This window comes from Streptomyces sp. NPDC090108 (assembly GCF_044747185.1).
Lineage (GTDB): Bacteria > Actinomycetota > Actinomycetes > Streptomycetales > Streptomycetaceae > Streptomyces.
Window position 1 is genome coordinate 248,386 of sequence record NZ_JBIVDQ010000006.1, and the last position, 22,561, is coordinate 270,946.

Annotated in this window: 16 protein-coding genes and 2 pseudogenes; 11 read left to right on the forward strand and 7 right to left on the reverse strand. The window is 69.0% G+C overall.

Features of this window, described 5'->3' with window-relative positions; genetic code table 11:
* The first annotated feature begins 58 nt into the window (after positions 1-58).
* Together ACIPRD_RS22720 and ACIPRD_RS22725 are read left to right on the forward strand one after the other, a co-directional pair.
* Positions 59-1,630 (forward strand): AAA family ATPase, encoded by a 1,572-nt coding sequence (locus tag ACIPRD_RS22720; RefSeq protein ID WP_401565459.1) that lies wholly within the window; start codon positions 59-61, stop codon positions 1,628-1,630.
* 92 nt (positions 1,631-1,722) lie between these two features.
* Positions 1,723-2,475 (forward strand): HNH endonuclease, encoded by a 753-nt coding sequence (locus ACIPRD_RS22725; protein ID WP_401565461.1) that lies wholly within the window; start codon positions 1,723-1,725, stop codon positions 2,473-2,475.
* A 179-nt stretch (positions 2,476-2,654) separates the two neighbouring features.
* Here ACIPRD_RS22725 and ACIPRD_RS22730 read toward each other — a convergent pair whose 3' ends face one another.
* Together ACIPRD_RS22730 and ACIPRD_RS22735 are read right to left on the reverse strand one after the other, a co-directional pair.
* Positions 2,655-3,614 carry a hypothetical protein gene (locus ACIPRD_RS22730; protein WP_401565463.1) on the reverse strand — a complete coding sequence of 320 codons (960 nt, stop codon included), beginning with the start codon at positions 3,612-3,614 and terminating at the stop codon, positions 2,655-2,657.
* Between the two features lie 349 nt (positions 3,615-3,963).
* Positions 3,964-4,536 (reverse strand): hypothetical protein, encoded by a 573-nt coding sequence (locus ACIPRD_RS22735; RefSeq protein ID WP_401565465.1) that lies wholly within the window; start codon positions 4,534-4,536, stop codon positions 3,964-3,966.
* Between the two features lie 774 nt (positions 4,537-5,310).
* Here ACIPRD_RS22735 and ACIPRD_RS22740 point away from each other — a divergent pair.
* The 3 genes from ACIPRD_RS22740 (at position 5,311) to ACIPRD_RS22750 (ending at position 8,384) form a co-directional block, all read left to right on the forward strand.
* Positions 5,311-5,550, forward strand: coding sequence for a hypothetical protein (locus ACIPRD_RS22740; RefSeq protein ID WP_401565466.1), 240 nt, complete (start codon positions 5,311-5,313; stop codon positions 5,548-5,550).
* Positions 5,551-6,177: 627 nt separating this feature from the next.
* On the forward strand, positions 6,178-7,890 hold the full coding sequence (locus tag ACIPRD_RS22745) for an LCP family protein (protein WP_401565468.1): 1,713 nt from the start codon (positions 6,178-6,180) through the stop codon (positions 7,888-7,890).
* An 86-nt stretch (positions 7,891-7,976) separates the two neighbouring features.
* Entirely contained in the window at positions 7,977-8,384 is a 408-nt protein-coding gene (locus tag ACIPRD_RS22750) for a hypothetical protein (protein WP_356404830.1), read from the forward strand.
* A gap of 88 nt (positions 8,385-8,472) precedes the next feature.
* Here the strand turns inward: ACIPRD_RS22750 and ACIPRD_RS22755 are convergent, their stop codons facing one another.
* Positions 8,473-8,880, reverse strand: a complete 408-nt coding sequence (locus ACIPRD_RS22755) for a TraR/DksA C4-type zinc finger protein (protein WP_356404828.1) — start codon at positions 8,878-8,880, stop codon at positions 8,473-8,475.
* 325 nt (positions 8,881-9,205) lie between these two features.
* Between ACIPRD_RS22755 and ACIPRD_RS22760 the strand changes: the two are divergent.
* A pseudogene (locus tag ACIPRD_RS22760) lies at positions 9,206-9,622 on the forward strand (SPFH domain-containing protein); the annotation flags it as partial.
* 247 nt (positions 9,623-9,869) lie between these two features.
* Here the strand turns inward: ACIPRD_RS22760 and ACIPRD_RS22765 are convergent.
* Positions 9,870-11,246, reverse strand: a complete 1,377-nt coding sequence (locus ACIPRD_RS22765) for an MFS transporter (RefSeq protein ID WP_401565472.1) — start codon at positions 11,244-11,246, stop codon at positions 9,870-9,872.
* 81 nt (positions 11,247-11,327) lie between these two features.
* Between ACIPRD_RS22765 and ACIPRD_RS22770 the strand changes: the two are divergent.
* Together ACIPRD_RS22770 and ACIPRD_RS22775 are read left to right on the forward strand one after the other, a co-directional pair.
* A pseudogene (locus tag ACIPRD_RS22770) lies at positions 11,328-12,287 on the forward strand (ArsR family transcriptional regulator); the annotation flags it as partial.
* A 342-nt stretch (positions 12,288-12,629) separates the two neighbouring features.
* Positions 12,630-13,139, forward strand: a complete 510-nt coding sequence (locus ACIPRD_RS22775; protein WP_356404824.1) for a glutathione peroxidase — start codon at positions 12,630-12,632, stop codon at positions 13,137-13,139.
* A gap of 145 nt (positions 13,140-13,284) precedes the next feature.
* Here ACIPRD_RS22775 and ACIPRD_RS22780 read toward each other — a convergent pair whose 3' ends face one another.
* The 3 genes from ACIPRD_RS22780 to ACIPRD_RS22790 form a co-directional block, all read right to left on the reverse strand.
* Positions 13,285-13,476 (reverse strand): DUF397 domain-containing protein, encoded by a 192-nt coding sequence (locus ACIPRD_RS22780; RefSeq protein ID WP_356404822.1) that lies wholly within the window; start codon positions 13,474-13,476, stop codon positions 13,285-13,287.
* Between the two features lie 190 nt (positions 13,477-13,666).
* Positions 13,667-14,524, reverse strand: coding sequence for a helix-turn-helix transcriptional regulator (locus tag ACIPRD_RS22785; protein WP_356404820.1), 858 nt, complete (start codon positions 14,522-14,524; stop codon positions 13,667-13,669).
* A gap of 265 nt (positions 14,525-14,789) precedes the next feature.
* Positions 14,790-15,548, reverse strand: coding sequence for a GPP34 family phosphoprotein (locus tag ACIPRD_RS22790; RefSeq protein WP_356404818.1), 759 nt, complete (start codon positions 15,546-15,548; stop codon positions 14,790-14,792).
* 196 nt (positions 15,549-15,744) lie between these two features.
* On the opposite strand from ACIPRD_RS22790, the gene ACIPRD_RS22795 reads away from it, so the two are divergent.
* The 3 genes from ACIPRD_RS22795 to ACIPRD_RS22805 all read left to right on the forward strand — a co-directional run bounded on the left by ACIPRD_RS22795 (position 15,745) and on the right by ACIPRD_RS22805 (position 22,335).
* Positions 15,745-18,477: a D-alanyl-D-alanine carboxypeptidase gene (locus ACIPRD_RS22795; RefSeq protein ID WP_401565475.1), complete on the forward strand. Its 2,733-nt coding sequence runs from the start codon at positions 15,745-15,747 to the stop codon at positions 18,475-18,477.
* 217 nt (positions 18,478-18,694) lie between these two features.
* The gene (locus tag ACIPRD_RS22800; protein WP_401565477.1) at positions 18,695-20,626 is read left to right on the forward strand and encodes an MFS transporter; all 1,932 of its coding nucleotides are present in this window, start codon (positions 18,695-18,697) and stop codon (positions 20,624-20,626) included.
* Between the two features lie 146 nt (positions 20,627-20,772).
* Positions 20,773-22,335, forward strand: coding sequence for a sodium:solute symporter family protein (locus ACIPRD_RS22805; protein WP_356404812.1), 1,563 nt, complete (start codon positions 20,773-20,775; stop codon positions 22,333-22,335).
* The last annotated feature ends 226 nt before the right edge of the window (positions 22,336-22,561 follow it).

Consider the following 22,561-nt stretch of genomic DNA (forward strand, 5'->3'; position numbering starts at 1 on the left):
CCCGCTGCCCCGGCTCTCCCAGGCTCGGACGCCTAGCAGTTCGCTTATATCGGTTCTGATGGACACACTCTGGAGTACGCTGATGCATTTTCTTGTAGTGCCTCGCAGCGCGGGCTTCACCGTGCCGTCCAGTCTTCCGGCACTCGTCCTCCGGCGTGACCTCTGGGATGATTTCGGATTCAAAACCATGTTCGACGCCCATCTGTACCCGTCTCGAACGGAGGCGTCCATCGACTTGGGACCCGTCAAGATCATCAAAAGAGGGCAACGTGGCGGCGCCACCGAGATCCCCGAAAGTTTCGTTCAGCTCGATGACAGTTACTGCTCACTCGGGCAGGCATTTTCCTACTATGAAGCGCTGCACGGACTTCCAGATGAATTGCGCGACAGTATCCTGTTCGGGCTCCGCGATATCGCTATCGACTCCTCACTCAGGGAATCGTTCGCCAACGAGCCGGCGATGGCCTCCTCACTCCTGCGCTACGGGAACGCCGAACTCGCACTGAGAGACGCCACAGCCCTATTCGGAGGAGCAATAACCCCACGGGACAGTGCGCTCGCGTTCACGTTCAGAACGAGTGTCGGAGGGGAGCCCTTCTCCATTAATTTTGCTTTCGCGGACCGCCACCCCCTGCCCGGACGCATCAACGTCGTCGTAGGTTACAACGGATGCGGAAAAACGCAGCTCCTTGCCAACCTAGCCAACACCGCGCATGCAGACCTCACCGACCGAGCCGACGAGAGCTTCATCCGCCGGTACGGAGAATTCCCCGAAGAAGCCGGTGCGCCACGATTCTCCTCGGTTATAGCCATCTCTTACAGCGCTTTCGACACGTTCGACCTGCCGGGAAAGAACCGACAGGAAGAGGACCGGCTGGAATCCAGCGGCGAGGTGTCCGGATATACCTATTGCGGCCTTCGGAGATACGATCGCAGCCTTGGTCACGCCGCACCCCGCACCGGGTCACTCAAAGGTGCCGAGGAGATCCAGGGAGACATCGTGTCCGCCCTCGTTAGAGCTAGTACACCCGAGCGTAAACAGAGACTGGCAGCAGCCCTCTCTCCGCTGAGCCGCGAACCCTCGTTCAAACGGGTCGAGCTGTCCGACACCTTCGCCTTCGACAGCGATTCATGGCGGGATTCCTTTTCTGGCCTCAGCACCGGACACAAACTCGTGCTCAACATTGTTGTGCAGCTTGTGGCCCACCTGGAGCCCGGATCACTAGTTCTCATCGACGAACCCGAATCCCACCTGCACCCTCCGCTCCTGGCCGCCCTCCTCAAGAGCATCAATATATCCCTGGATCAGTTCAACTCCTACGCCGTGATGGCGACGCACTCCCCGGTCCTCCTCCAGGAAGTGCCCAGACGTTACGTCAGGGTCCTGCAGCGATTCGGAGATCTCACACTCGTTGCCACTCCGGAGATCGAAACTTTCGCAGAAAACGTAGGACTGCTGACACGCCACGTATTCAACTTGGACAGCAGCGCGACCGACTATCACTCAACCCTCCGGTCCATGCAGGAGAGTTTGCACCTGGATGAGATCATGGAACTTTTCGACGGCGAGATGAGCGCGCAGTCCATTTCTTACCTGGCGAGCATCAGTCGTGATCGGCCCGGTAGATGATTCGGCTCCCCCGCCCGGACAGAGACCGTCTTGCCGATCTCGATCTTGCCGTGAGCCGGAGAAGACCGTCCTCTCGACGTGTGCTCATGGGAGTGCGCACGGGAATCATCGACGCCTACGGGAACTACGAGGACGTACTACGAGATATTCGCCGGTTTACGTCACTTGCTCACGGTTCCGATGTGCTCACCAAAGCTCTTCTGGGAAATTACGCGCTTCTGGACAGGGGTCGCCCCCTGGAAGATCTCAGAAACTCGATCTTCCGGACAGCTCTGGCCCGCAACTCTCGGTGCCCTCTATGCGAAAGAGCCCAGGTCTGCGCCCTCGACCACTTCCTTCCAAAGAATCAGTTCCCGGAATATTCAATCCTAGCCGACAACCTTATCCCCGTTTGCGAAAGATGCAATCGACTAAAAGGTGACGAGTGCGACAGAGCAGACGGGTTGCTCATGTTCCATGCATACTTCGACGAATTCCCGGACATCGAAACACTATTCGCGGAAATCAGTATCGGCAACAGCGTCTCGATCAGATACTCTTTGCATCGCTCCGACAAAGTTGACAACTTCACCTTCGGGAGGATCGAAAGGCAATTCAAGATACTTGGCCTTTTCGATTTCTACCAGATGGAGGCCGTAGCCGAGCTGACGGATCAGATTGATCTATACGATGAAACGTACGACTCATTTGGCGATTCAGGACTGCGATCGACTCTTGGCGCTTTGGCTCGAGGGGCGGAGAGGAAGGGCATAAATCACTGGAAGGCGGCACTTTATCGCGCCCTATCCAGAAATACAGAATTCTGTAGCGGCGGCTATCGGAAGCTCCTCGTACCAGGACCGTGACTGGAGCTTCATCCGGTGTCTCCAGCAGATGAGGCTGCAGGCCAACGAGACGACGGGTTCGAGTCGACATTCCCAGCGGACGCCGAGGCGTGTTTGCCCACACGCTCTATGTTCGGTACGCCCTTGCCAGAGATCGAGCGGGGCTCCCCCGCGCCCCAGCCCTGCCTGCCATGAGGCCGTCACCGTTTCCTGTAGGCAAGGAGCCGCGCGCTATAGTCCGGCTCGTCGTCATCGCCGTCGGGCTCGTAATCCTCGTCTGGTTCGAACTCGCTGTAAAAGTCCTCGGGCGAAACGTCCAGGTCGACGTCGCCTCCAAGGGGTACAACCAGCAGGTCAAGCTCCGCCAGCTCCAGGCGAAGATCGCAGACAAAGCACCGAAAGATGTGGGGTGTCAGCACGACGGCCCACCTCTCTTCATCCACGGAACTGTGCCCCATCAACGAGCCCTGTGACGAGCACGCAGGACAGGCCGCTGGCGCGGAGTATTCGCCGATGAACCCCGGAGTGGTCACACGAGCAACGGTGGTCAGCACGAGCTCCCGATTCTTCTCGTTTATGTGCCCATACCGCTCCTCGAAGACGCGCCGGGCTCTGGCAAGCTTGCCCTCCAGCCGAACACGAGCAGCTTCCACGCCCTCGCCGAGCAGCTTGTCGTGCAATGCCTTGTAGTCACCCCAATAGTCAGGCCCAATCGCAAGCTCTACAAGCAGCTGATCGATCACCGTAATGCAGTCGGTGAAGACCACATTCACCTCTGCCCGATCGTGGTACCCGCAGTGGGCAACGCCATTACGTGCATCAGCGAGCGGCCAGACCTTGGGCTTCGGGGGGATCTTGCCCTTCAAGATCTTCTGCACTCGGTCATACGCCTCACCGAGCTGGATCGTCTTGACCTGTGCCCCCCGAACCTGAAGGAGCGCGCCATGTCCCGTGGCGTAGAGCATCGAATTGAAGTCCTTGGCGTCGACTATCAGCGTCGGGTGCAGACTGACGAGGAACGCCTTGAGTAGATGCTCGGTGGCCACACCCGCGTGATGGACCGCCATGTCTTCCGAGGACGGTCCATCAGAGAAGGCCGCGAAAGCGGCGGTCATCCACTTGCGCGAGGAACCCGCGAGTCGTTCTGCGTCCATGTGCATGAGTTGGACAGTAGAGGTCGATGTGGGGCGCGGGACAGTTCATATGCGTGAGCGCTGCGTGAGCGGACGGCGCGAGACGAGCCGTCACACAGTGGACCTCCACTCATACTGCAGGGCGCTGATCAGGCAGAACAACACCACACAGCACGCCCAGGCACCCCCCAGCAAGGATCCAATCCCACTCCTAAAGCGGGTGTCGCAGGTTCGAATCCTGCCGGGGGCACAGCGCAAAGGCCCCGGACCGATCATGGTCCGGGGCCTTTGACATCTCCTTCTGACATCAACGGGTCGGTCGGCCGTGACAGCCGGATGACGCGGAGGCCGGCGGACGCGGCGAAGCCAGGAGGTTTTAGGGCGTGGGCTTCTGCCCGGTGGAGATCTCGGCGCAGGAGCGCTGGTCGGTGCCCCGGCTGACGCTGACCTCGTCGCGCGGTTGAGCACCGGTCGGATAGCCGTGCGAAGAAAAGCGCCAGAGGTCAGTACCGGCGGGTTGCGTCTTGGTACTCGTCTTGTACATGTCGATGACCGCGGTCGTCAGCATCGTATGTGTTGATGCATCCACATCTACGACGGTCAGCGTGTACGTATTGCCCACATGGCCGGCCCCACCGACGTTCAACTGGTCAGCGAGCCAGCCTCCGTTGCGGACCGTGGCCTCACGCACGAAGATCACACGGTTGTCGCCCGCCTTGTCCAGGAACTCGACCGTGATCCAGAGATGGTGTCCCTTCGGGGGCGTGCCGGTTCCTCGCAAGGTCGGCACACAACGGGAGATGACCACAGCCTTGCTGTCATCCATCGAGGTGATGTGGATGTCATCACCGTGCGGCCAGAGCAGCAGTCCACCGCCCGTAGGCAGCGCCAGCACCGCTGCAACCGTTGCGATGAATCCGCCCCGGCGGTTGCGGTATGCCAGTTTCATCGAGCGACCGAGACTGCGCCACGCCTGTCCTTGATGGGCCCAGAAGCCGCTCGCTGTCGGCACGTTTCCCGTTGGCCCGCTCATCGTCCCCCCAGTTCACCCCGCCCGATGGCAAGGAAACCTAACGCGACGGCCAGGCGAGAAAGCAACGAGTTACCAATTGGTGACAAAGAGTGTCGTTGCCGATTACGGCTTGCAGGTGGGCTTCAGACTTCATGAGGTGCCCCAAGGCTTTCGCGGCGGCGGGATGCGGCAGCGGTAGCGACAAGGAGGGCGGACGGGGGCAACTGCCGGTGTTTCCGACCGTGACGCCGGATGCGAGCGCAGCAGCGGCCCGCCTGGCCTGCATCGATGCCTGGGCCGACGTTCTCGTCGCGCACCCCAGGCATTGGAATCCCGGCGACTGGAAACCTGCGGAGTGTGCCGGGCAGCCCGGATACAGCGAGTTGGACGAGTACTTCGAGGGATCGGACAAGGCCGAGACGGAGCGGGCCAGGCGGGCTGCCGCTTCGCCGATCGACGACGGTGCCTCCCTGACGGCCTCCGGGAAAGGCCGGCCCTGACTCCCCTGCCCCGGTCGGTCAGTGGGTGTGTGGCCTTCCGGGTGACGCTCGCCGCGATCGGGCCGCCCGGGGAAGATCCCGGGCAGAGCGATGTGGGAGACCTTTCCGCTCATGGCCCGTCGGCAGGGCATGGTCGCCGCTGCCGTGTCGTGGTGTCGCAGCAGTTGCCGGGATCTGGTCCCGCGGCTCGAACACCTTCATCATGAGCGGCATGCGGGATGTTCAGGTGGGGGCGACGGGCGGCAGGGCGCGGGGAACGTCGGGAAGTGCCTCGGTCTGCCTCTTTGTGCTGGGGAGTTTCGACGCGGGGATCTATCTGGCCGAGGTGGTCACGGACGGCGTCCGCTACACCGCCATGCTGGAGTCCGCCGCCGGGCTGCTGTTCGCGAGCTGGGTCGCCGGGGCCGTGCACCTCGCGCGGATCAGGAAGGCAGTGGCGCAGGAGTCGTAGGCCACGGGTGCCTCGGTATCGGCGGCGGGGTGTGTGCCGGGCCGAGGCGTCGCGGCCTCGTCGTGAGCCAGGTGGCCTGCCGGGGTCCACGGGGGCCGGCGAAGGCGCGTGGCGTGCCAGGGGCGAACGCGTCCCGGCGGCCGGCCGACGGGCGCGTGACGTGACGGCGCCGGCAACTTCAGTACGGGTTTTGGGCGTTCAAACGTCGAAGAGTGGCCAATCTTGGCGACTTCTGCGCGTGTACATATGATCGCATCCATCATGTGGCACGTACGCGGCTCGCGGTGGAAGGGCCGGCCGGACGGCGGGTTCCGCAGGGCGGACGGCGCCGGCCCGCGCACCGCACGCCGGCTCGGCCTCCTCGATCCACAGCCTTCTCATTGGTGAGGACACAAGAGTGAACGCTCACATCAGTTCCGCGGTGACGAGCACCTCATACCGAGTGAGGGGCCCCGCGGTCCGGTGCGGTCTCCGCGGCGCTCGCCCCGGCAGGGCCACGGCGGACCCGGAGTGTCCGTCCACGGCGGGATCGACGCCTGCGGAGGAGCCCAGATTGCTTGAACGGACGTGGAACCGAGGACGCCCGGGCGCTCCGGGACTGCCGGACGCTCACCGCAGGGGGCGCGCATGAGCCGCCGGAGGAGGGGCGCGGCCGCGGGCGAGCCGGCCGAGGACGCCGTCGAGCCGGGGCCGGAGCCGGAACCGGAAGGCCGGGCGGCGCGCCGCAAGGCCGGCAGGCGGCCGGCCGCGCAGGCTCCCGCGGGACGCGGCGCGCGGCGCAGGGCGCAGAGCCGCCCCAAGCGGAAGGGCCTGCGCATCGTCGCCCTGGTGACCGGGATGGCCCTGGTCGTCGGCGGCGGCGCGGTGGCGTACCTGTACTTCCAGCTGGCGGGGAACATCAAGTCGGAGGCGTCGTTCACCGGTGACGACAAGGCCGCCGCGCTGGGCGTGGAGAAGGCCGACCCCTTCGGGCGGACCCCGCTGAACCTGATGCTCATAGGCTCCGACACCCGCGGCAACGCCAAGGACTGCAAGCTGGGAGGCGCCTGCGGCGACGCGGCCGGCGCGCGGGCCGACGTCGAGATGCTGGTCCACTTCTCGGCGGACCGCAGCAACATCTCGGTGATGAGCATCCCGCGCGACCTGATGACGCAGCTGCCGGAGTGCACCGATCCCAAGACCCAGGCGCACACCGCCGGCGGCTTCGGTCAGATCAACTCGACGCTGCAGTACGGCCCCGGGTGCACGGACACGGCGATCCACAAGCTGACCGGCATACCCGTCGACGGCTTCGCCATGGTCGACTTCGGCGGAGTCATCGACATGTCCAACGCCGTCGGCGGCGTCAACATGTGCTTCACCGACCGGCTCTACGACAAGAACTCCGGCCTGAAGCTCACCAAGGGCTGGCACGACCTCAAGGGCAAGGCCGCCCTGCAGTTCCTGCGGACGCGGGACTCCTTCGGCGACGGCAGTGACAACGTCGGCCGTACGTCCGCCACGCACCTCTTCTTCACCGGGATGATCAACCAGCTGAAGAAGGCCGGGACGTTCACCGACCTGCCCGCCCTGTACAAGATCGCCAATGCCGCCACCAACGCCCTGACGGTGAGCGACAATCTCGACACCCCTCTCAAACTGGTCAATCTCGCCCGCGAGTTGAACAAGGTGCCGACCAACCGGATCACCTTCACCACCATGAAGAACACCCCGGACACGACCCCGGGGCTCTCGGGCAAGGTCCTCGAAGCCGCCGACGCCCACCAGCTGTTCGACGCCATCGCCGACGACCAGCCCCTCACCAAGGGGAAGTCCTCGTCCAAGAAGACGTCGTCGGACAAGGCGCAGGCGAGTGCCGCCAAGGCGGCCGCGAACGTCGTCCGCTCCACCGTGGCGGTGTCCGTGGAGAACGGCACCACCGTGTCCGGGCGTGCCGCGGACGTTCTCGCCGCCCTCAAGGAGGCGGGATACAGCCAGGAGAGCACCTCCGGCACGAGCGGCACCCCGGCTTCCGCGACCTCCCTGACCTACGGTCCCGGTCAGAGCGCCGCCGCGCAGAGCGTCGCCGGTGTGCTGGGCCTGCCCGCGAAGAGTCTCCACCAGGGCACCTCCGACGGGCTGGTGCTCGTCATCGGACCCGACTGGCAGTCCGGCACGACCTTCGGCAAGGGCGCCGTCAAGAAGACGGTCGACACCCAGGCGGCCCTCTCCGGCACCCACTCCCAGACCGCCGGGACGGACCGCCAGTGTGTGCCGGTGAGCACCGAGTACACGCAGCCGGGGCACACGCCTCAGATGATGTTCGACGACCATCCGGAAGTACCCGACTCCGCTTCATGAGTTCAGGCCTCACCCCCCCTTTCCCTCGGCGGACCGCCGGCCGGATGATGGCCCCGGCGGCGACCGGGGAGGGGGCGGTGAGGGCCGTGGCGGACGTGAGCTTCGGGGTGTTCGCCCTGCTGCTCTGGGGCGGGGCATGCGCGTTCTTCGTGCGGGCCGCGTGGCTGCACTGGACCGACCCCGAGCGCGCGCCCGCGCTGGACATGAGCCGGTTCGCTTCGGACCCGGCCGTCGTCAGGGGGCACGAGCGGGGTGTCGTCGCCTTCGCGGGGTGGCTGGCGGGCATGACGCTCGGCGGGGTCGCGCTGGTCGCGGGTGCCGACCTCGTCGGGAGTCTCCTCGTGGTGGGCTCGCTGCCGCTGCTCGCCGCGCACGCCACGATCACGTGGTTCAACCGGCCGAGGTTCCTCGTGCCGCCCCACCGGCGCGGCGAGACGGGATCGGTCGTGGCGTGGTGGCGCCGGCGGCGGGCTTCCGGCCCGGAACACGGGTGAGCCGCGGTCCCGGCATCGGTATCGGTCCCGGTATCGGCACCGACACCAGCACCAGCACCAGCACCAGCACCGACAGGCGGGGTGCCGCTCAGCGCCCGCGCGGTACCGCCGCGCAGTGGACGCACATGGTCGCCGCCGGGCGGATCTCCAGGCGCTCGGCCGGGATCTGTGTGCCGCAGACCTCGCAGCGGCCGTAGTCGCCCTGCTCAAGGCGCTCCAGGGCCTGGTCCAGCTTCTCCAGGTCGTCGCGGGCCCGCACCAGCAGGGCGGCGATGTGCTGCCGCTCGAAGGCGGTGGTCTGGCCCTCCGGGTCGTGCTCGTCGTCGACCGCCACCAGGGCGTTCGCCTCGACGATGGTCCGGAAGTCGCGGCTCAGCGCCTCGATCCGGTCATGGGTGGCGGCGCGCCGCGCCGCCAGCAGGTCCCGGACCGCATCACGCCCGGCCGCCGCGGGTTCGGCCGGAACGGAACCGGCCTTTCTGGGTATTTTGCTCATTCAGGACATAACAACAGCGTTCACGTCCGCATTCCGGAGACCGGCGGGGCGCCCGCTCCCGGGCCGTCCCGGCCCGCCCCCAGCCCGCTCCCCCGCATCCGCGTACGCCGGTTTTCTTTACGGTTCCCTGACGCGCCCGGCGCATCCGGCGCACCCCACCATGGTGTCCTCCCCCTTGTCGGGACCGGATGGATGTCGCGTCGGAGAATGGAGTGCCATGGAAGGCACCGTCGTCGCAGTGGTGTTCGCGCTCGCTTTCCTGCTGCTCGTGCTCAGGAGCGGGATGCGGGTCGTCAACCAGGTGGAGCGCGGGGTGGTGTTCAGGATGGGCAAGGCGCTGCCGACGTACCGGCAGCCCGGTTTGACCTTCCTCGTCCCGTTCGCCGACCGGATGCGCAAGGTCAACGTGCAGATCGTGACGATGCCCGTGCCGACCCAGGAGGGCATCACCAAGGACAACGTGTCGGTCAAGGTCGACGCCGTCGTGTACTTCCGCGTGACCGACCCGCTGCGCGCCGCCATCGAGGTGCAGGACTACGTCTTCGCCGTCGGCCAGGTCGCCCAGTCCTCCCTGCGGTCCATCATCGGCAAGAGCGACCTGGACGACCTGCTCAGCGACCGGGAGCGGCTGCACGAGGGGCTGGCTCTGATGATCGACAGCCCGGCCGCGGGCTGGGGCGTCCACATCGACCGGGTCGAGATCAAGGACGTGCAGCTCCCCGAGTCGCTGAAGCGGTCGATGTCCCGGCAGGCCGAGGCCGAGCGGGAGCGGCGCGCCCGGGTGATCACCGCCGACGGCGAGTTCCAGGCGGCGCAGCAGCTCGCCAACGCCTCGCGGATCATGTCCGACACCCCGGAGGCCATGCAGCTGCGGCTTCTGCAGACGGTGGTCGAGGTGGCCGCGGAGAAGAACTCCACGCTCGTCATGCCGTTCCCCGTCGAACTGCTGCGCTACTTCGACAAGGCGGCCCAGCAGATCGGCGCCAGCCTCAACGCCCCGTCGGTTCCGGCGCAGCAGACCCCGCCCCAGAACCAGAGCAAGGACCAGCAGGACCAGGACCCGGCCCAGGTTCAGCCCGAGAGCCGGCCCCAGACGCCGGCCGTGGCTCCGGCCCGGACGCCGGCCCAGATCCCGGCACCGGCCCACTCTCCGGCTCCAGCGCCGACACCGGCACCGGCTCCCGCTCCGGCACCGGCCGCCGAGGCCGCGGAGACCGCCGAGCAGCCGTAGCCAGCGCCAGCGTCACCGCCACCGAGCCGGCCGCCGTCAGCGTCATCGCGGTGGCCGGCGAGGTGAGCTGGGCCGCCGAACCGGCGAGCGCCGCGCCCACGCCCTGCATCGTCAGCATGCCCGCCGAGTGCAGTCCCAGGGCGTGACCGGCGAGTTCGTCGGGGGTCAGGTCCATCAGCCGTTCCTGCTGCACCAGGCTCGCCCCGAAGCCCACCGAGGCCACGGTCGCGCAGACCGCCGCCACCGGCAGCGGCGGGTGCGTGACGAACAGCAGGTACGGCCCCGCGAGGAGCAGCAGCAGCGGGGTCGCCAGGCGGGCCCGCACGGCGGGTGGGAGCAGCCGGCCCACGGTCACGTCCCCGGCGAGCATGCCCAGCGCCCCGCAGGCGAACAGGGCACCGGCCGCGCGGGGGGCGTACGACACGTACAGCGACTCGCAGCCCACCACCAGGCCGTTGGGCAGCCACAGGCCCAGAAAGGTCAGCCGGCGCCCGCGGTCGGACCACAGCAGCGCGTTGGTGCGCCAGGTCGCCGCCGGGGAGGGGCGCCCGGCGGCGCGGGGCGGGCGCCGGGTGAGGCCGAACCGCAGGACCAGCGCGGCCGTCAGGTACAGGACCGCCGACAGCAGCAGGCAGATCCGCGGGGACAGGGCGGCGAGCAGGGCACCGCCGGTGGCGAAGCCGGCGATCTGCGCCAGACCGTTCATCATGTTGAACAGCGAACGCCCGGGCAGATAGCCGTCCTTGGTGAGGATCTCGTTGAGCAGACCCCAGCGGACGCCGCCGCCGAGCGAGGCCACCAGCCCCAGCAGCAGGACGACGGCCAGCAGCGCGCCCGCCGGCAGACCGGGCAGCGCCTGGAACGCCGTACCGGCCGCGAAGGCCAGTCCGATCGCCGTCAGCGCCGTGCGCGGGGGCAGCCGGTCGGCGCCGGACAGCAGGAGCGTCGCGCCCAGCACCTGGGCCAGGCTCGGCCCGAACATGCTGACCGCCGCCAGCAGCGGGGAGCCGGTGGCCCGGTACACGAGCGTGCCGAGAGCGAGCGCGCCGAGCGTCTGCGCGGCGGTCTGCGCGGCCCCGCCGAGGAACAGCGGGGTGAACTCCGGTGTGCGGAACAGGGATCGGTAACTGGGCATGCGGGGAGTCTGCGGCGCGGCGGCGCATACTCGTCAGGGTTTCGCCACCGTGCGAAAAGTCGGACCGGGGAGGCCGGTGTCATGGGGTGGTGGCGGCTCGACGCGGACACGCTGGCCAGGAGCCGGTTCGTCATCTCGCCGCTCGCGGAGACCATCGCGAGTCTGAAGCTGCTGCACGCGGGGGCGGGCGCGCATCCCGGTGAGCAGCGGTGGCTGCGGGAGCACCTGCCCGCGTACCGGGCGCTGCTCGCGGACGGGCCGGTGACCGCGCGGCTGGTGGACGCGGGGCTGGGCCGGGCGTGGAACGCCGACTTCCTGACCCCCGCGCCCCGGGGCGGTGAGGACTTCGCCGCCGAGGTCGCCCGGGTGCGGGCGGTGGGCCCGGAGGCCGCCCGCGCGCATCTGCGCACCTCCCTCGCCGGACCGCTGCCGGCCGTGCTGGACCGGGACGATCTGCCCGAGCGGGCGGCCGTCCTGCTGGAGTGGGTGTGGGGGACGACCGTACGGCCGTCCTGGGAGCGGCGCCGACGGGTGCTGGAGGCGGACGTGATGGCGCGGACCGCCCAGGTGAGCCGGGGCGGCTGGGCCGGTGTGCTGGACGCGCTGCGGCCGGGCGGGACGCGGTGGCTCGGGGGCGACCGGTTCCAGGTGAACACGCACGCGTACCCGCCGCGGGAGATCTCCGGTGCCGAGCTGCTCCTCACACCGGTGACCGGGCAGCGGCACGGCTGGGTGTCCTGGGAGGAGGGGGAGCGGTACGCCGTCGTCTACCCGTGCACCGGGGTGCTGGCCGGCCATGCCGACCGGCCCGTGCCCGCGGGCCTGGGCGCGCTGCTCGGGGCGGCCCGTGCCGGGGTGCTCGTCCTGCTCGGCTCCCCGCTGACCACCACCCAGCTGACGGCGCTGACCGGGCAGGCGCTGGGGTCGGTGGGCCGGCATCTGAAGGTCCTGCGGGACGCGGGCCTGGTCACCCGTCGTCGGACCGGCCGGTCGGTGCTGTACGTCCGCACGGCGGCGGGTGACGTGCTGGTGGAGGCCGGGACCACGGGCACCCCGGCCTCCGCACCGGCCGGCGCCCCGGACACCGGACGCGCCGATGCCCCGTGCACCGGACCCGCCGACGCCCCGGACACCGGGCAACGGCACAGCACCGGGCCGCGGGAGGCCGCCGGGCGGCGGGGAGCCGGACCACGGGCGAGCGCCGAGCGGGGAGGCATCGGGCGCGGGGCCGGGGCTGGGGCTGGGGCTGAGGTCGGGGCCGGGGCTGAGGTCGGGGCTGGGCCCGGGGCCGGGGCTGAGGTCGGGGCCGGCGCGCCGGTTCCGTAGCGGCTCAGGTCACGGGGCCGCGGCAGGAGCGCCGGGCTCCGGAGTTAGCATCCGCTCATGACGACTACCGACCACAACGACGCCTCCGTGCTGGACATCGAGATCGGGGCCCTCAAGGGCGGCTCCGCCGAGCTGGCGAGCTACACGGGCAAGACCGTACTGATCGTGAACGTGGCCTCCAAGTGCGGCCTGACCCCGCAGTACTCCGGACTGGAGCGGCTGCAGGAGCGCTTCGCCGGGCAGGGCTTCACCGTGCTCGGTGTGCCCTGCAACCAGTTCCTCGGGCAGGAGCCCGGCACCGCCGAGGAGATCGCCGAGTTCTGCTCCGCGACCTACGGCGTGACCTTCCCGCTGACCGAGAAGGTCGAGGTGAACGGCGAGGGCCGGCACCCGCTCTACGAGCGCCTGGTGGGCTTCGCCGACGGCGAGGGGTACACCGGTGACATCCGCTGGAACTTCGAGAAGTTCCTGATCGGTCCGGACGGCCGGGTCGTGGGGCGCTTCTCGCCGCAGACCGAGCCGGAGTCCGCCGAGATCGTGACGGCCGTCGAGGGCCTGCTGGGCTGAACGGCCCGCCCCTCAGGGCGAACCGAGCCCTCTCGGGGCGCACCGAGCCCTCTCGGCTGGGACGTCGTCCGGGCGAGAGGGCTCGGTCGGTGGTGCCTGTGCAGTTGTCGTCGAGCGTCTACGGCGCAAGATCGGGGAGATCCCCCTATGCCTTGACCGAGGTCACGAAGGCGTTCCACGCGGCGGCGGGGAAAGCCAGGACGGGGCCCTCGACGACCTTGGAGTCGCGTACGGCGAGTGCCGAGACGGTGGGCGACTTGACCTCGACGCAGGCGCCGTTGCCCGCGGAATAGGAGGACTTCATCCACGTCTCCGAAGCGCCCTGAATCAGTGCCATGTCCACTCCTGTTGCGAGTTGCTGTAGTGCGGTTCCCGCCAACCTTGTCTGACTGATTGGCGTGATCGACGCTACCGGTCAACTGCCTCTCACGGAGTAGTCGTTCACTCAAGCGGATGGCATATTCCAGAGGTTCCTTCCACCCGTGCCGCCCGCCGTGTACGATCCGGCGCTTCCCGTCACCTCCAGGTCAGTCGGCGTAGCCCTTGGCGACCTTGGCGATCAGGTGCCGGGACTGCTCGACGTTCAGCGACTGCGCCCTCAGGTGCTCGTACATCACGGCGTACTTCTGCACGTCAGGGGCCTTCTCCAGGTACAGGTCACTGGTGACGCCCTCCAGGTAGACCACGCTGGAGTCGGCCGCGTCGGTGAACTCCAGGATCGCGTACTGGCCGTTGAGCCCGGGGTGGGCGCCCACCTCGAAGGGGAGCACCTGCACGGTGACGTGCGGCAGGTGGGACATCTCCGTCAGGTGCTCCAGCTGCTCGCGCATCACCAGCTTGCTGCCCACGACCCGGCGCAGCGCGGCCTCGTCCAGCACCACCCAGAGCCGGAGCGGGCCCCCTTCGGCGGTGATACGTTCCTGTCGCCGCATACGGACCTGGACGCGCTTGTCGATCTCGGCCGTCGAGGTCTCCGGCAACGCGCCCCGCACCAGGGCCTCCGCGTAGGCGCGGGTCTGCAACAGGCCGGTCACCAGCTGGGGTTCGTACACGCGCAGCGACTCGGCGTCGGTCTCCAGACCGATGTACACGCTGTACGGGATGTCGCCGAACGTGTGCCACCAGCCCTGCTGCCGCGAGTCGCGGGCCATCTCCATCAGCGAGTCGACGATCCGCTGGTCCTCGACCTCGTACACCCCGCACAGGTCGCGTACGTCGCGCTGGCTGATGCTCCTGCGGCCGTTCTCCAGCCGGCTGATCTTCGACTGGGACACGAGCAGCCGCTCAGCGACCTCTTCGGCCGTCATGCCCTTGAGTTCACGGAGCCTGCGCAGCTCCTGACCCAGTCGGCGCCGCCTGACGGTGGGATTGACACTGGACGCCACGGGACGTGCACCTCCGGCTGCCTGCCTGTTTCCGACACTTTGCGTATCTGCTGCTCAGCAGACTGCCACCAAGGCACTTCACACCGCTGGCAAACGGTGGATATGCGGCGCGTACGCACCGGTTCGGGCACGGAACGCGCATACGCGAAAGCGGCGGAGCGGGGTGACGGGACCTTCGAAGGTCCCGCCACCCCGCTCCGACCAGCGTCTCGCGTACCGGCCTCGGGCGTCGCCCGACCGGTCCCGGACTCCGCCGGTGTGCGGTTCAGTGCGCCGCGGCGCGTGCCATGGGGCTGTGGTGCGGCTGCATCGGCACCCCGCGCGCGGGTTCGGCCGCGACCGCCCTCACTCCGGGGGCGCCGGGCCTGGCGGCCGTCGCCGGGCCACGCCGCGGCTGAGCGGCCGCGCCGTTCTGCACGTCCATGACGGCGTGTGCGACCAGGCCGCCCATCGGATCGTGCCGGATCAGATCCCGCAGCCGGGAGCGGGACGAACGCCCCTCGTTCCCCGGATACAGGTGCTTGCCGAGACCGACTGCGTGGGCCAGCGCGGCGAGCGCCGCGGTCCGCGGATCCGGCGGTACGCCGGTGCGGATCGCGGAGTCCAGCCGGGCTCGGATCTCCCGGCTGATGGCGGTGTCCGTCGCCTGGTACCGCGTCGTCGGCAGCACCCCGCACATCTGTCCCGCCACGGCGGCGACCATGCCGCAGCGTTCCAGATGCGAGAGATAGGTCTGTCGCAGTCCTAGTCGTGGTCCGCCGATCCAGTGGACGGCCCGTACCGGAGCGCCGCGCCTTCGCAGCAGCTCCAACGCGCAGTCCAGAGTCGGATCTCCTGTCGGCCGTGGCACCACCACGGCGATACGATCCCCGTCTGGGGCTATCCGTCCGGCCAGCGCCAGCTCCACTAGCTGCGCTCCGGCCAGACCGAGGTCGAGCGACTGCGGCTGCGCAGTGGTACCCGTGGCCGGGTCCAGTGCGAGCAGCAGAAGCTCTTCCGGAATTGTTCTGCGGCTCCTGCCCATCCATGCCTCCCCGCGTGGATGAATGACAGGGTGACGCCTCTCACATTCATCTGTCGAGGGTGCGTGACCGCTTCGTGAGGGAACCGGCAGGTATGTCGTTCTCGTCTACCGCGAGGGCCAGACTCTCACACAGGACACTGGTACATGGTTCGGACAGGGCGCGCGAGTGGGCGTGCGGCGCATGGAGGAGGCATCGGTGGCGGGCGAGTCCCCCGACAGGTCGAAGCAGCACGAGTCGTCGGCGGAACGGACATCGGGGAGCGGGGGCTCGGTTTCCGAGACTCGCGATCCGCGTCCGTCGGTCTCCCGCGACAAGGATTCCTCGGCGGCCGCGGCTGACACGGCCACCAAGGTGCTGACGGACCGGGGCGCCGAACCGGAGAGCCGGGAGAACCGGGAGAACCCGGGGAGCCCGGAGAAGGACGACGCCGACCTCCGCGAGGCCGTCTCGTCCTGGGTCCGTTCGGCCAGGACCCCCAACTCCCCCGCGGGCACGGCCGAGTCGGACGACGCGAAGCCGGAGGCGGAGAAGGAGCCCGAGGCGGAGAAGCGGCCGGAGGCGGGCGCCGGGTCCGGTGCCGTCGCCGACGATGTCGCCGACGACGACTCCGCGGTGGCCGCCGAGAAGGACGCGTCCGAGGACGAGGAGACCGGGGACGAGGCCGAGGTCGGCCTCGACGCGGCTTCCGAGGACGGGACCGGCCCCGAGCCCGATGCCGAGCCCGAAGCGCGCACCATAGGCGACGGCAAGGGCAGTGAGGACGGCAAGGACGACGCGGACGGCGACGACGACAAGAACGCCGCCGCTTCCGACGACACCGAGACCGCCGAGGACGCCGAGGACGCCCCTGAGGCCGCCGAGAAGGCCAAGGACGCCCCGAAGGGCAGCGAAGAGGCCCCGCGGGCCGCAGAGGGCGACAAGGCCGCGGCCGACACCGGCGCCGACACCACCCTCGACGCCGACGACACCCCGGCCCCCGGCGACACCAAGACCCCGGACGCCGAACCCGAGTCGGACACCGAGCCCGAGCCCGACGCCGAACCCGAGTCGGACGCCAAGCCCGAGGCCGACGCCGAGTCCGAGCCCGACGCCGAGTCCGAGCCCGACGCCGACGCGCCCACCGATCACCCCACCACCGTCTTCAAGGCCCTGCGCCCCGAGAAGCCGGCGGTCGACCAGCCCACGACGATGCTCAAGCTCGGGGCGAAGTCCACGTCCTCCGCGCCCGCGAAGCCGAAGCCGGACGCCGAGCCCGAGTCCGGCACCGGGTCCCGGTCCGACGCCGCGCCGGAGCAGGACGCCGCGCCGGACAAGAAGCCCGCGGTCGACCAGCCCACGACCATGCTCAAGCTCGGGGCCAAGCCCAAGTCCCCCGCGCCCGCCAAGCCGAAGCCGGACACCGAGTCCGCCCCGGACGCCAAGTCGAAGCCCGACACCGCGCCGAAGCCGGACGCCAAGTCGAAGCCCGACACCGCGTCGAAGCCGGACACCGCGTCGGACAAGAAGTCCGCGGCCGACCCCGAGCGCACCAGCAAGTTCGTCGCGCTGAAGCCCGACCTCAAGGCCCCCGCGTCCACCGCGCCCTCGGAGGCGACCCGGCAGGTTCCGCAGGTCGGTCCCGAGCGGACCACGCAGCAGCCGCTGCCGCCCAGGCCCCCGCTGGACCTCCTGGCGGAGCTGACGAACACCCCGCCGCCGCCGGAGACCCCGGTCCGCACCCTGCTCCGCCGGGTGAAGATCTGGACCCCGCTGGTGCTGCTCCTGGCGGTCGTCTTTGCGGTCGTACAGAACTTCCGGACGCTGCCCGACCCCACCCTGGGGCTCACCACGAAGGACACGTACACCTTCGACGGCGCGAAGCCGGACATCCCCTGGCCGTCCTCCGGTCAGGCGGCCCTGGACGTCCAGGGCATCGGCACGTTCGGCTCCTCCGGTGAGGAGAAGCCCGTGCCGACGGCGAGTGTCGCGAAGGTCATGACGGCGTACGTCATCCTCCGCGACCACCCGCTGAAGAGCGGCGAGGCCGGCCCGAAGATCGAGATCGACAAGCCGGCCGAGCAGCAGTCGAGCGCCGGCCAGGAGTCCACCGTCGCCGTCACCGCCGGCGACCGGATCTCCGAGCGCGAGGCGCTGGAGGCGATCCTGCTGCCCTCCGCGAACAACGTGGCCCGTCTGCTCGCCCGCTGGGACGCGCACTCGGAGAAGGCGTTCGTGACGAAGATGAACGACGCCGCCGAGCACCTCGGCATGGACAAGACGACGTACACCGACCCCTCGGGTCTGACCGATTCGACGGTCAGCACGGCGGTGGACCAGGTGAAGCTGGCCAAGGCCGCGATGGAGATGCCCGCCTTCCGCGAGGTCTCGGCGATGATGTCGTACGACGACTACAAGGGCGTCAACCACTCGAACTACAACCGTCTGGTCGGCCACAACAACGTCGTCGGCATCAAGACCGGTACGACGACCTCCGCCCTCGGCAACCTCGTCTTCGCGGCGAAGCAGGAGGTCGACGGCGAGACGCGGCTCATCATCGGTGCCGCGATGCGCCAGCCGGCCGGCGGCTTCGACAACACGATCATCAGCGGTGTGCTGGACGCCGGCGACAAGCTGATCAGGTCCGCCCAGGGCGCGCTGAAGTCGGCGACGATCCTGAAGAAGGGCGACGTCGTCGGGTACGTCGACGACGGCCTCGGCGGCCGCACCCCGGTCGTGGCCACGCAGGACGTCACGGCGGCCGGCTGGTCCGGCCTCAAGGTGAAGCTCTCCTTCGCCGCCTCCCCCGTACCGCACACCGCCAAGGCCGGCACCACGGTCGGGACGCTCACCGTGGGTGACGGATCGACCGGTGCGGTGAAGGTCCCGGTGGCCCTGGAGAAGGACCTGGTCGAGCCGGGCTTCTCGGCCAAGCTGACCCGTCTGGGCTGATCACAGCACCTCGGGCCGCCCGGCGCGGCCCGGCGGTACCCCCGCGCACCCCGCTGCCGGGCCCCACTCGGGGGCCCCGCGGCGGGGTGCGTGCTAGCGTCACGAATCGGGGCAGGTCGCCGGTCACGGGACGCGGCCGCGAACTGGACGGGAAGCGGCCGAGAACACCGAGGGACACGGCCGAGAACAGAAGACGGGACACGGGGAGTGCCTTCAGGTGGCCACAGCCGAGCCGACACGCGCCGACGACACCGACCCCGGCCGGGGGTCCGGTCCGCGCATGCACGCATCCGCGACGGACACGGAGAGTGACGGAACTTCCTCCGGGAACCGCACGGACCGTCACGGCGACGCCGACGGCCCCGCCGCTCCCCTGTGGTGGGTCCGGGTCCGCGTAGCCGCCGAACCCCTGTGGCAGAGGGCCCGCGCCGCCGCCGAGCCCGTGCGGCAGGCGTTCGTCACACGCCCCGTCCTGTCCGTCACCGCGCTCGCGGCGGTGCTGCACATCCTGTGGTTCTTCACCTTCGCGAACAGCGGCGGCGACCTCGCCGCGCAGGACGCCTGGGCGGAGTTCGTGGGCCGGCACCCGGACTCGGCGTACAACCTCGCCTGGTACGGGGGCATGCACCCGGTGTCGTACAGCGTGGTGTCGCCGTATCTGATGTCCGTGCTCGGCGTCCGTACGACGATGATGATCGCCGGGACGATATCGGCGGGCCTGCTGACGCTGATCATGCTCCGGAGCAGGGTGGTCCGGAACCCGCTGTGCGCCGCCCTCGCCGGGGTCTTCGCGCTGCTGTGCAACGCGGTGTCGGGGCGGGTGACGTTCGGGCTCGGCACGATGTTCGCGCTCGGTTCGGTCGCGGCGGTGTTCTGCTGGCCGCACAAGTGGCGGTTCAAACGCTGGGCGAAGGCGCTGACCGCCGCCCCGCTGGCGGCGCTCGCCACGATGTCCTCGCCGGTCGCCGGTCTCTTCGTGGGCCTGGTCGCGGCCGCGCTGTTCCTGCAGAAGCGCCGCCCCGGCGCGTGGGCGCTCGGTCTCGCGCCGTCGGCCGTCGTGGCGGTGTCGGCGTGGCTGTTCCCGTTCTCCGGGACCCAGCCGATGACGTTCGGCTCGGTCGTCATGCCGCTGCTGTACGGGCTGCTGTGCCTGTTCCTCGTGCCGAAGGAGTGGGTGACCGTCCGGCTGACGGCGGGCGTCTACAGCCTGTCTGTGGTCCTGGTGTGGCTGATCAGTTCGCAGATCGGCTCGAACATCTCGCGGCTGCCGATGCTGTTCGCGGGGGCCGCGCTGGTGGCGGCGCTGCCGTTCACGGTGCCGCGCTCGCGCAAGTGGTACGCGACCGTGCTGGCCTGCCTGGGCTTCGCCGGCTGGATCGGCTTCAAGACGGTCGACGACATCGTGCACACGACCCCGGCGGCGTCCTGGGCCCGTGAGCTGGCCCCGCTCGTCCACCAGTTGCAGGGGTTCGGCGCGGAGCGCGGCCGGGTCGAGGTGATCCCGGCCCGCTCGCACCGCGAGGCCTCGGCGCTCGCGCCGTACGTCAACCTGGCGCGCGGCTGGAACCGGCAGGCCGACATGGAGCGCAACCAGCTCTTCTACGACGACACGCTCAACTCGGCGAACTACCACGAGTGGCTGCGGCGGTGGGCGGTGCACTACGTGGTGCTGCCGAAGGACGACCCCGACGGCTCCGGCGGCGAGCGCGAGCGCGCGCTGGTCCAGCGCGGGATGCCGTATCTGAAGCAGGTCTGGGGCGACGCCGACTGGCAGCTGTTCCAGGTGACCGACCCGGTACCGCTGGCCGAGCCGAACACGGTGGTGGACCGGGCGGAGCAGGGCGAGATGACCCTCGAGGTGGGCAAGGCCGGGCGGATCGTGATCAAGATTCCGTACTCGCCGTGGCTGGGCCTCGTGGACGAGCACGGCGTGGGTGTCGAGCCGCCGCGGGAGACGCCGGCGTCCAAGCGGCGGGCCGAGGGCGAGCCGAAGTCGTACGACAACGTCAACGGGTGTCTGGCGCAGACCGGGCAGGACGAGCAGGGCGTGCGGTGGACCGTGCTGCTGGCGCCGAAGGCGGGCACCTACCGGCTCGGTTCGCCGTACCAGCTGCCGCGCGGCACGCCGTGTCCCGATGAGCTGAACTGACCCCTCGCGCGTTCATGTCCGTGAACTGAGGTCATCAAAGCGAACATCTTTACTTCCTCTTGACCTTCCTCTTCCTTGCCGCACGTCCATGTTCGAAACCAGAGTTCACATTCCTGACCCTGGATGCGAACGCTGGAAGGGGAGACATGAACGGTCTCGACTGGGCCGTACTCATCGGCTACTTCGGTGTGATGGTCGCGATCGGCGTCTGGTCGCACCGGCGCGTGGACGATGTCAGCGACTTCTTCACGGCCGGGGGCAAGATGCCCTGGTGGCTCTCCGGCATCTCGCACCACATGTCGGGCTACAGCGCGGTGATGTTCACCGGGTACGCGGGCATCGCGTACACCTACGGCGTCACCTCGTTCGTCACCTGGTCCTTCCCGATCGCCCTCGGCATCGCGATCGGCTCCCGGCTCTTCGCGCCGCGGGTCAACCGGCTGCGCTCCCGGCTCCATGTGGCCTCCCCGCTGGAGTACCTGAAGAACCGCTACAACCTGCCCACCCAGCAGGCGCTGGCGTGGTCGGGGATGCTGCTGAAGATCGTGGACGTGGGTGCCAAGTGGGCGGCGATCGCGACCCTGCTGTCGGTGTTCACCGGTGTCTCGCTGAACCAGGGCATCCTCATCACCGGCGCGATCACCGCCGTCTACTGCACGATCGGCGGGCTGTGGGCGGACGCGCTGACCGAGCTGGGGCAGTTCGTCATCCAGCTGCTGGCCGGTGTCTCGATGTTCGTCGCGGTGCTGCTGAAGCTGGGCGACAGGAACATCGGCTTCCTCGACGCGTGGGACCAGCCGGCGCTGCACGGGCACGGCAAGCCGCTGGTCGGCCCCTACGGCACGGTCTTCCTCCTCGCGTTCCTCTTCATCAAGCTCTTCGAGTACAACGGCGGCATGCTCAACCAGGCCCAGCGCTACATGGCGACGGGCAGTGCGCGGGAGGCGGAGCGGTCGGCGCGGCTGTCGGCGGTCCTCTGGCTGGTCTGGCCGGTGATCCTGTTCTTCCCCATGTGGATGTCCCCGCTGCTGGTGCACGCGCAGAAGCCGGACGGCTCGGACTCCTACGGGCTGATGACGGAGCAGTTGCTGCCGCACGGGCTGCTGGGACTGGTGATCGTCGGCTTCTTCTCGCACACGATGGCCATGTGCTCGTCGGACGCGAACGCGATCTCCGCGGTGTTCACGCGGGATGTCGCGCCCGTGGTGTCGCGGCGGGCGCGGGCGTGGGGCGAGCGGTCGGGGCTGCTGGCGGCGCGGATCACGACGGTCGTCTTCCTGGCGCTGTCCATGGCGGTGGCCACGCAGGTCAACTCGCCCACGTTCAAGGACATCATCACCGTGGTGATCAAGTGGGTGGCCGGTCTGATGGGGCCCATCGCGATCCCGATGATGCTGGGTCTGCTGCGGGCGTTCCGCCGGTCCGGTCCGACGGCGGCGCTGACGAGTTGGGCGGCGGGGCTGCTGGCGTTCTGGCTGGTCAACTATCCGATCGACTGGGCGGTCGAGGGTGGGGTGCCGTTGCAGTACCAGGTGTCCGTGCCGCTCGCGGTGTCGCTGGTGCTGTATGTCGTGATCGGGTTCGTGCGGCCCGAGGACACGGAGGAGAGGGTGGCGGTGATCGAGCTCATCAACACGGACGGGGATGTCGGTGGGGTCGGGGCTGTGCGGGTGCCTGGGCAGGCGGCGGGGGAGGCGGTGCGGGAGTAGGGGGCGGGGCGGTGTGATGTCGGGTGCGGGTGGGTGGGGGCTGGTCGCGCAGTTCCCCGCGCCCCTTGAGGGGGTTGTGGGGGGGGCCTTCGTTAGAAGGTGGGCGTTGGCCGGGGGTGTGGTTGCGCAGTCCCCGCGCCCCTTCAGGGGGTTGTCGGGGGGCCTCGTTGGAAGGTGGGCGTTGGCCGGGGGTGTGGTTGCGCGGTTCCTCGCGCCCCTTGAGGGG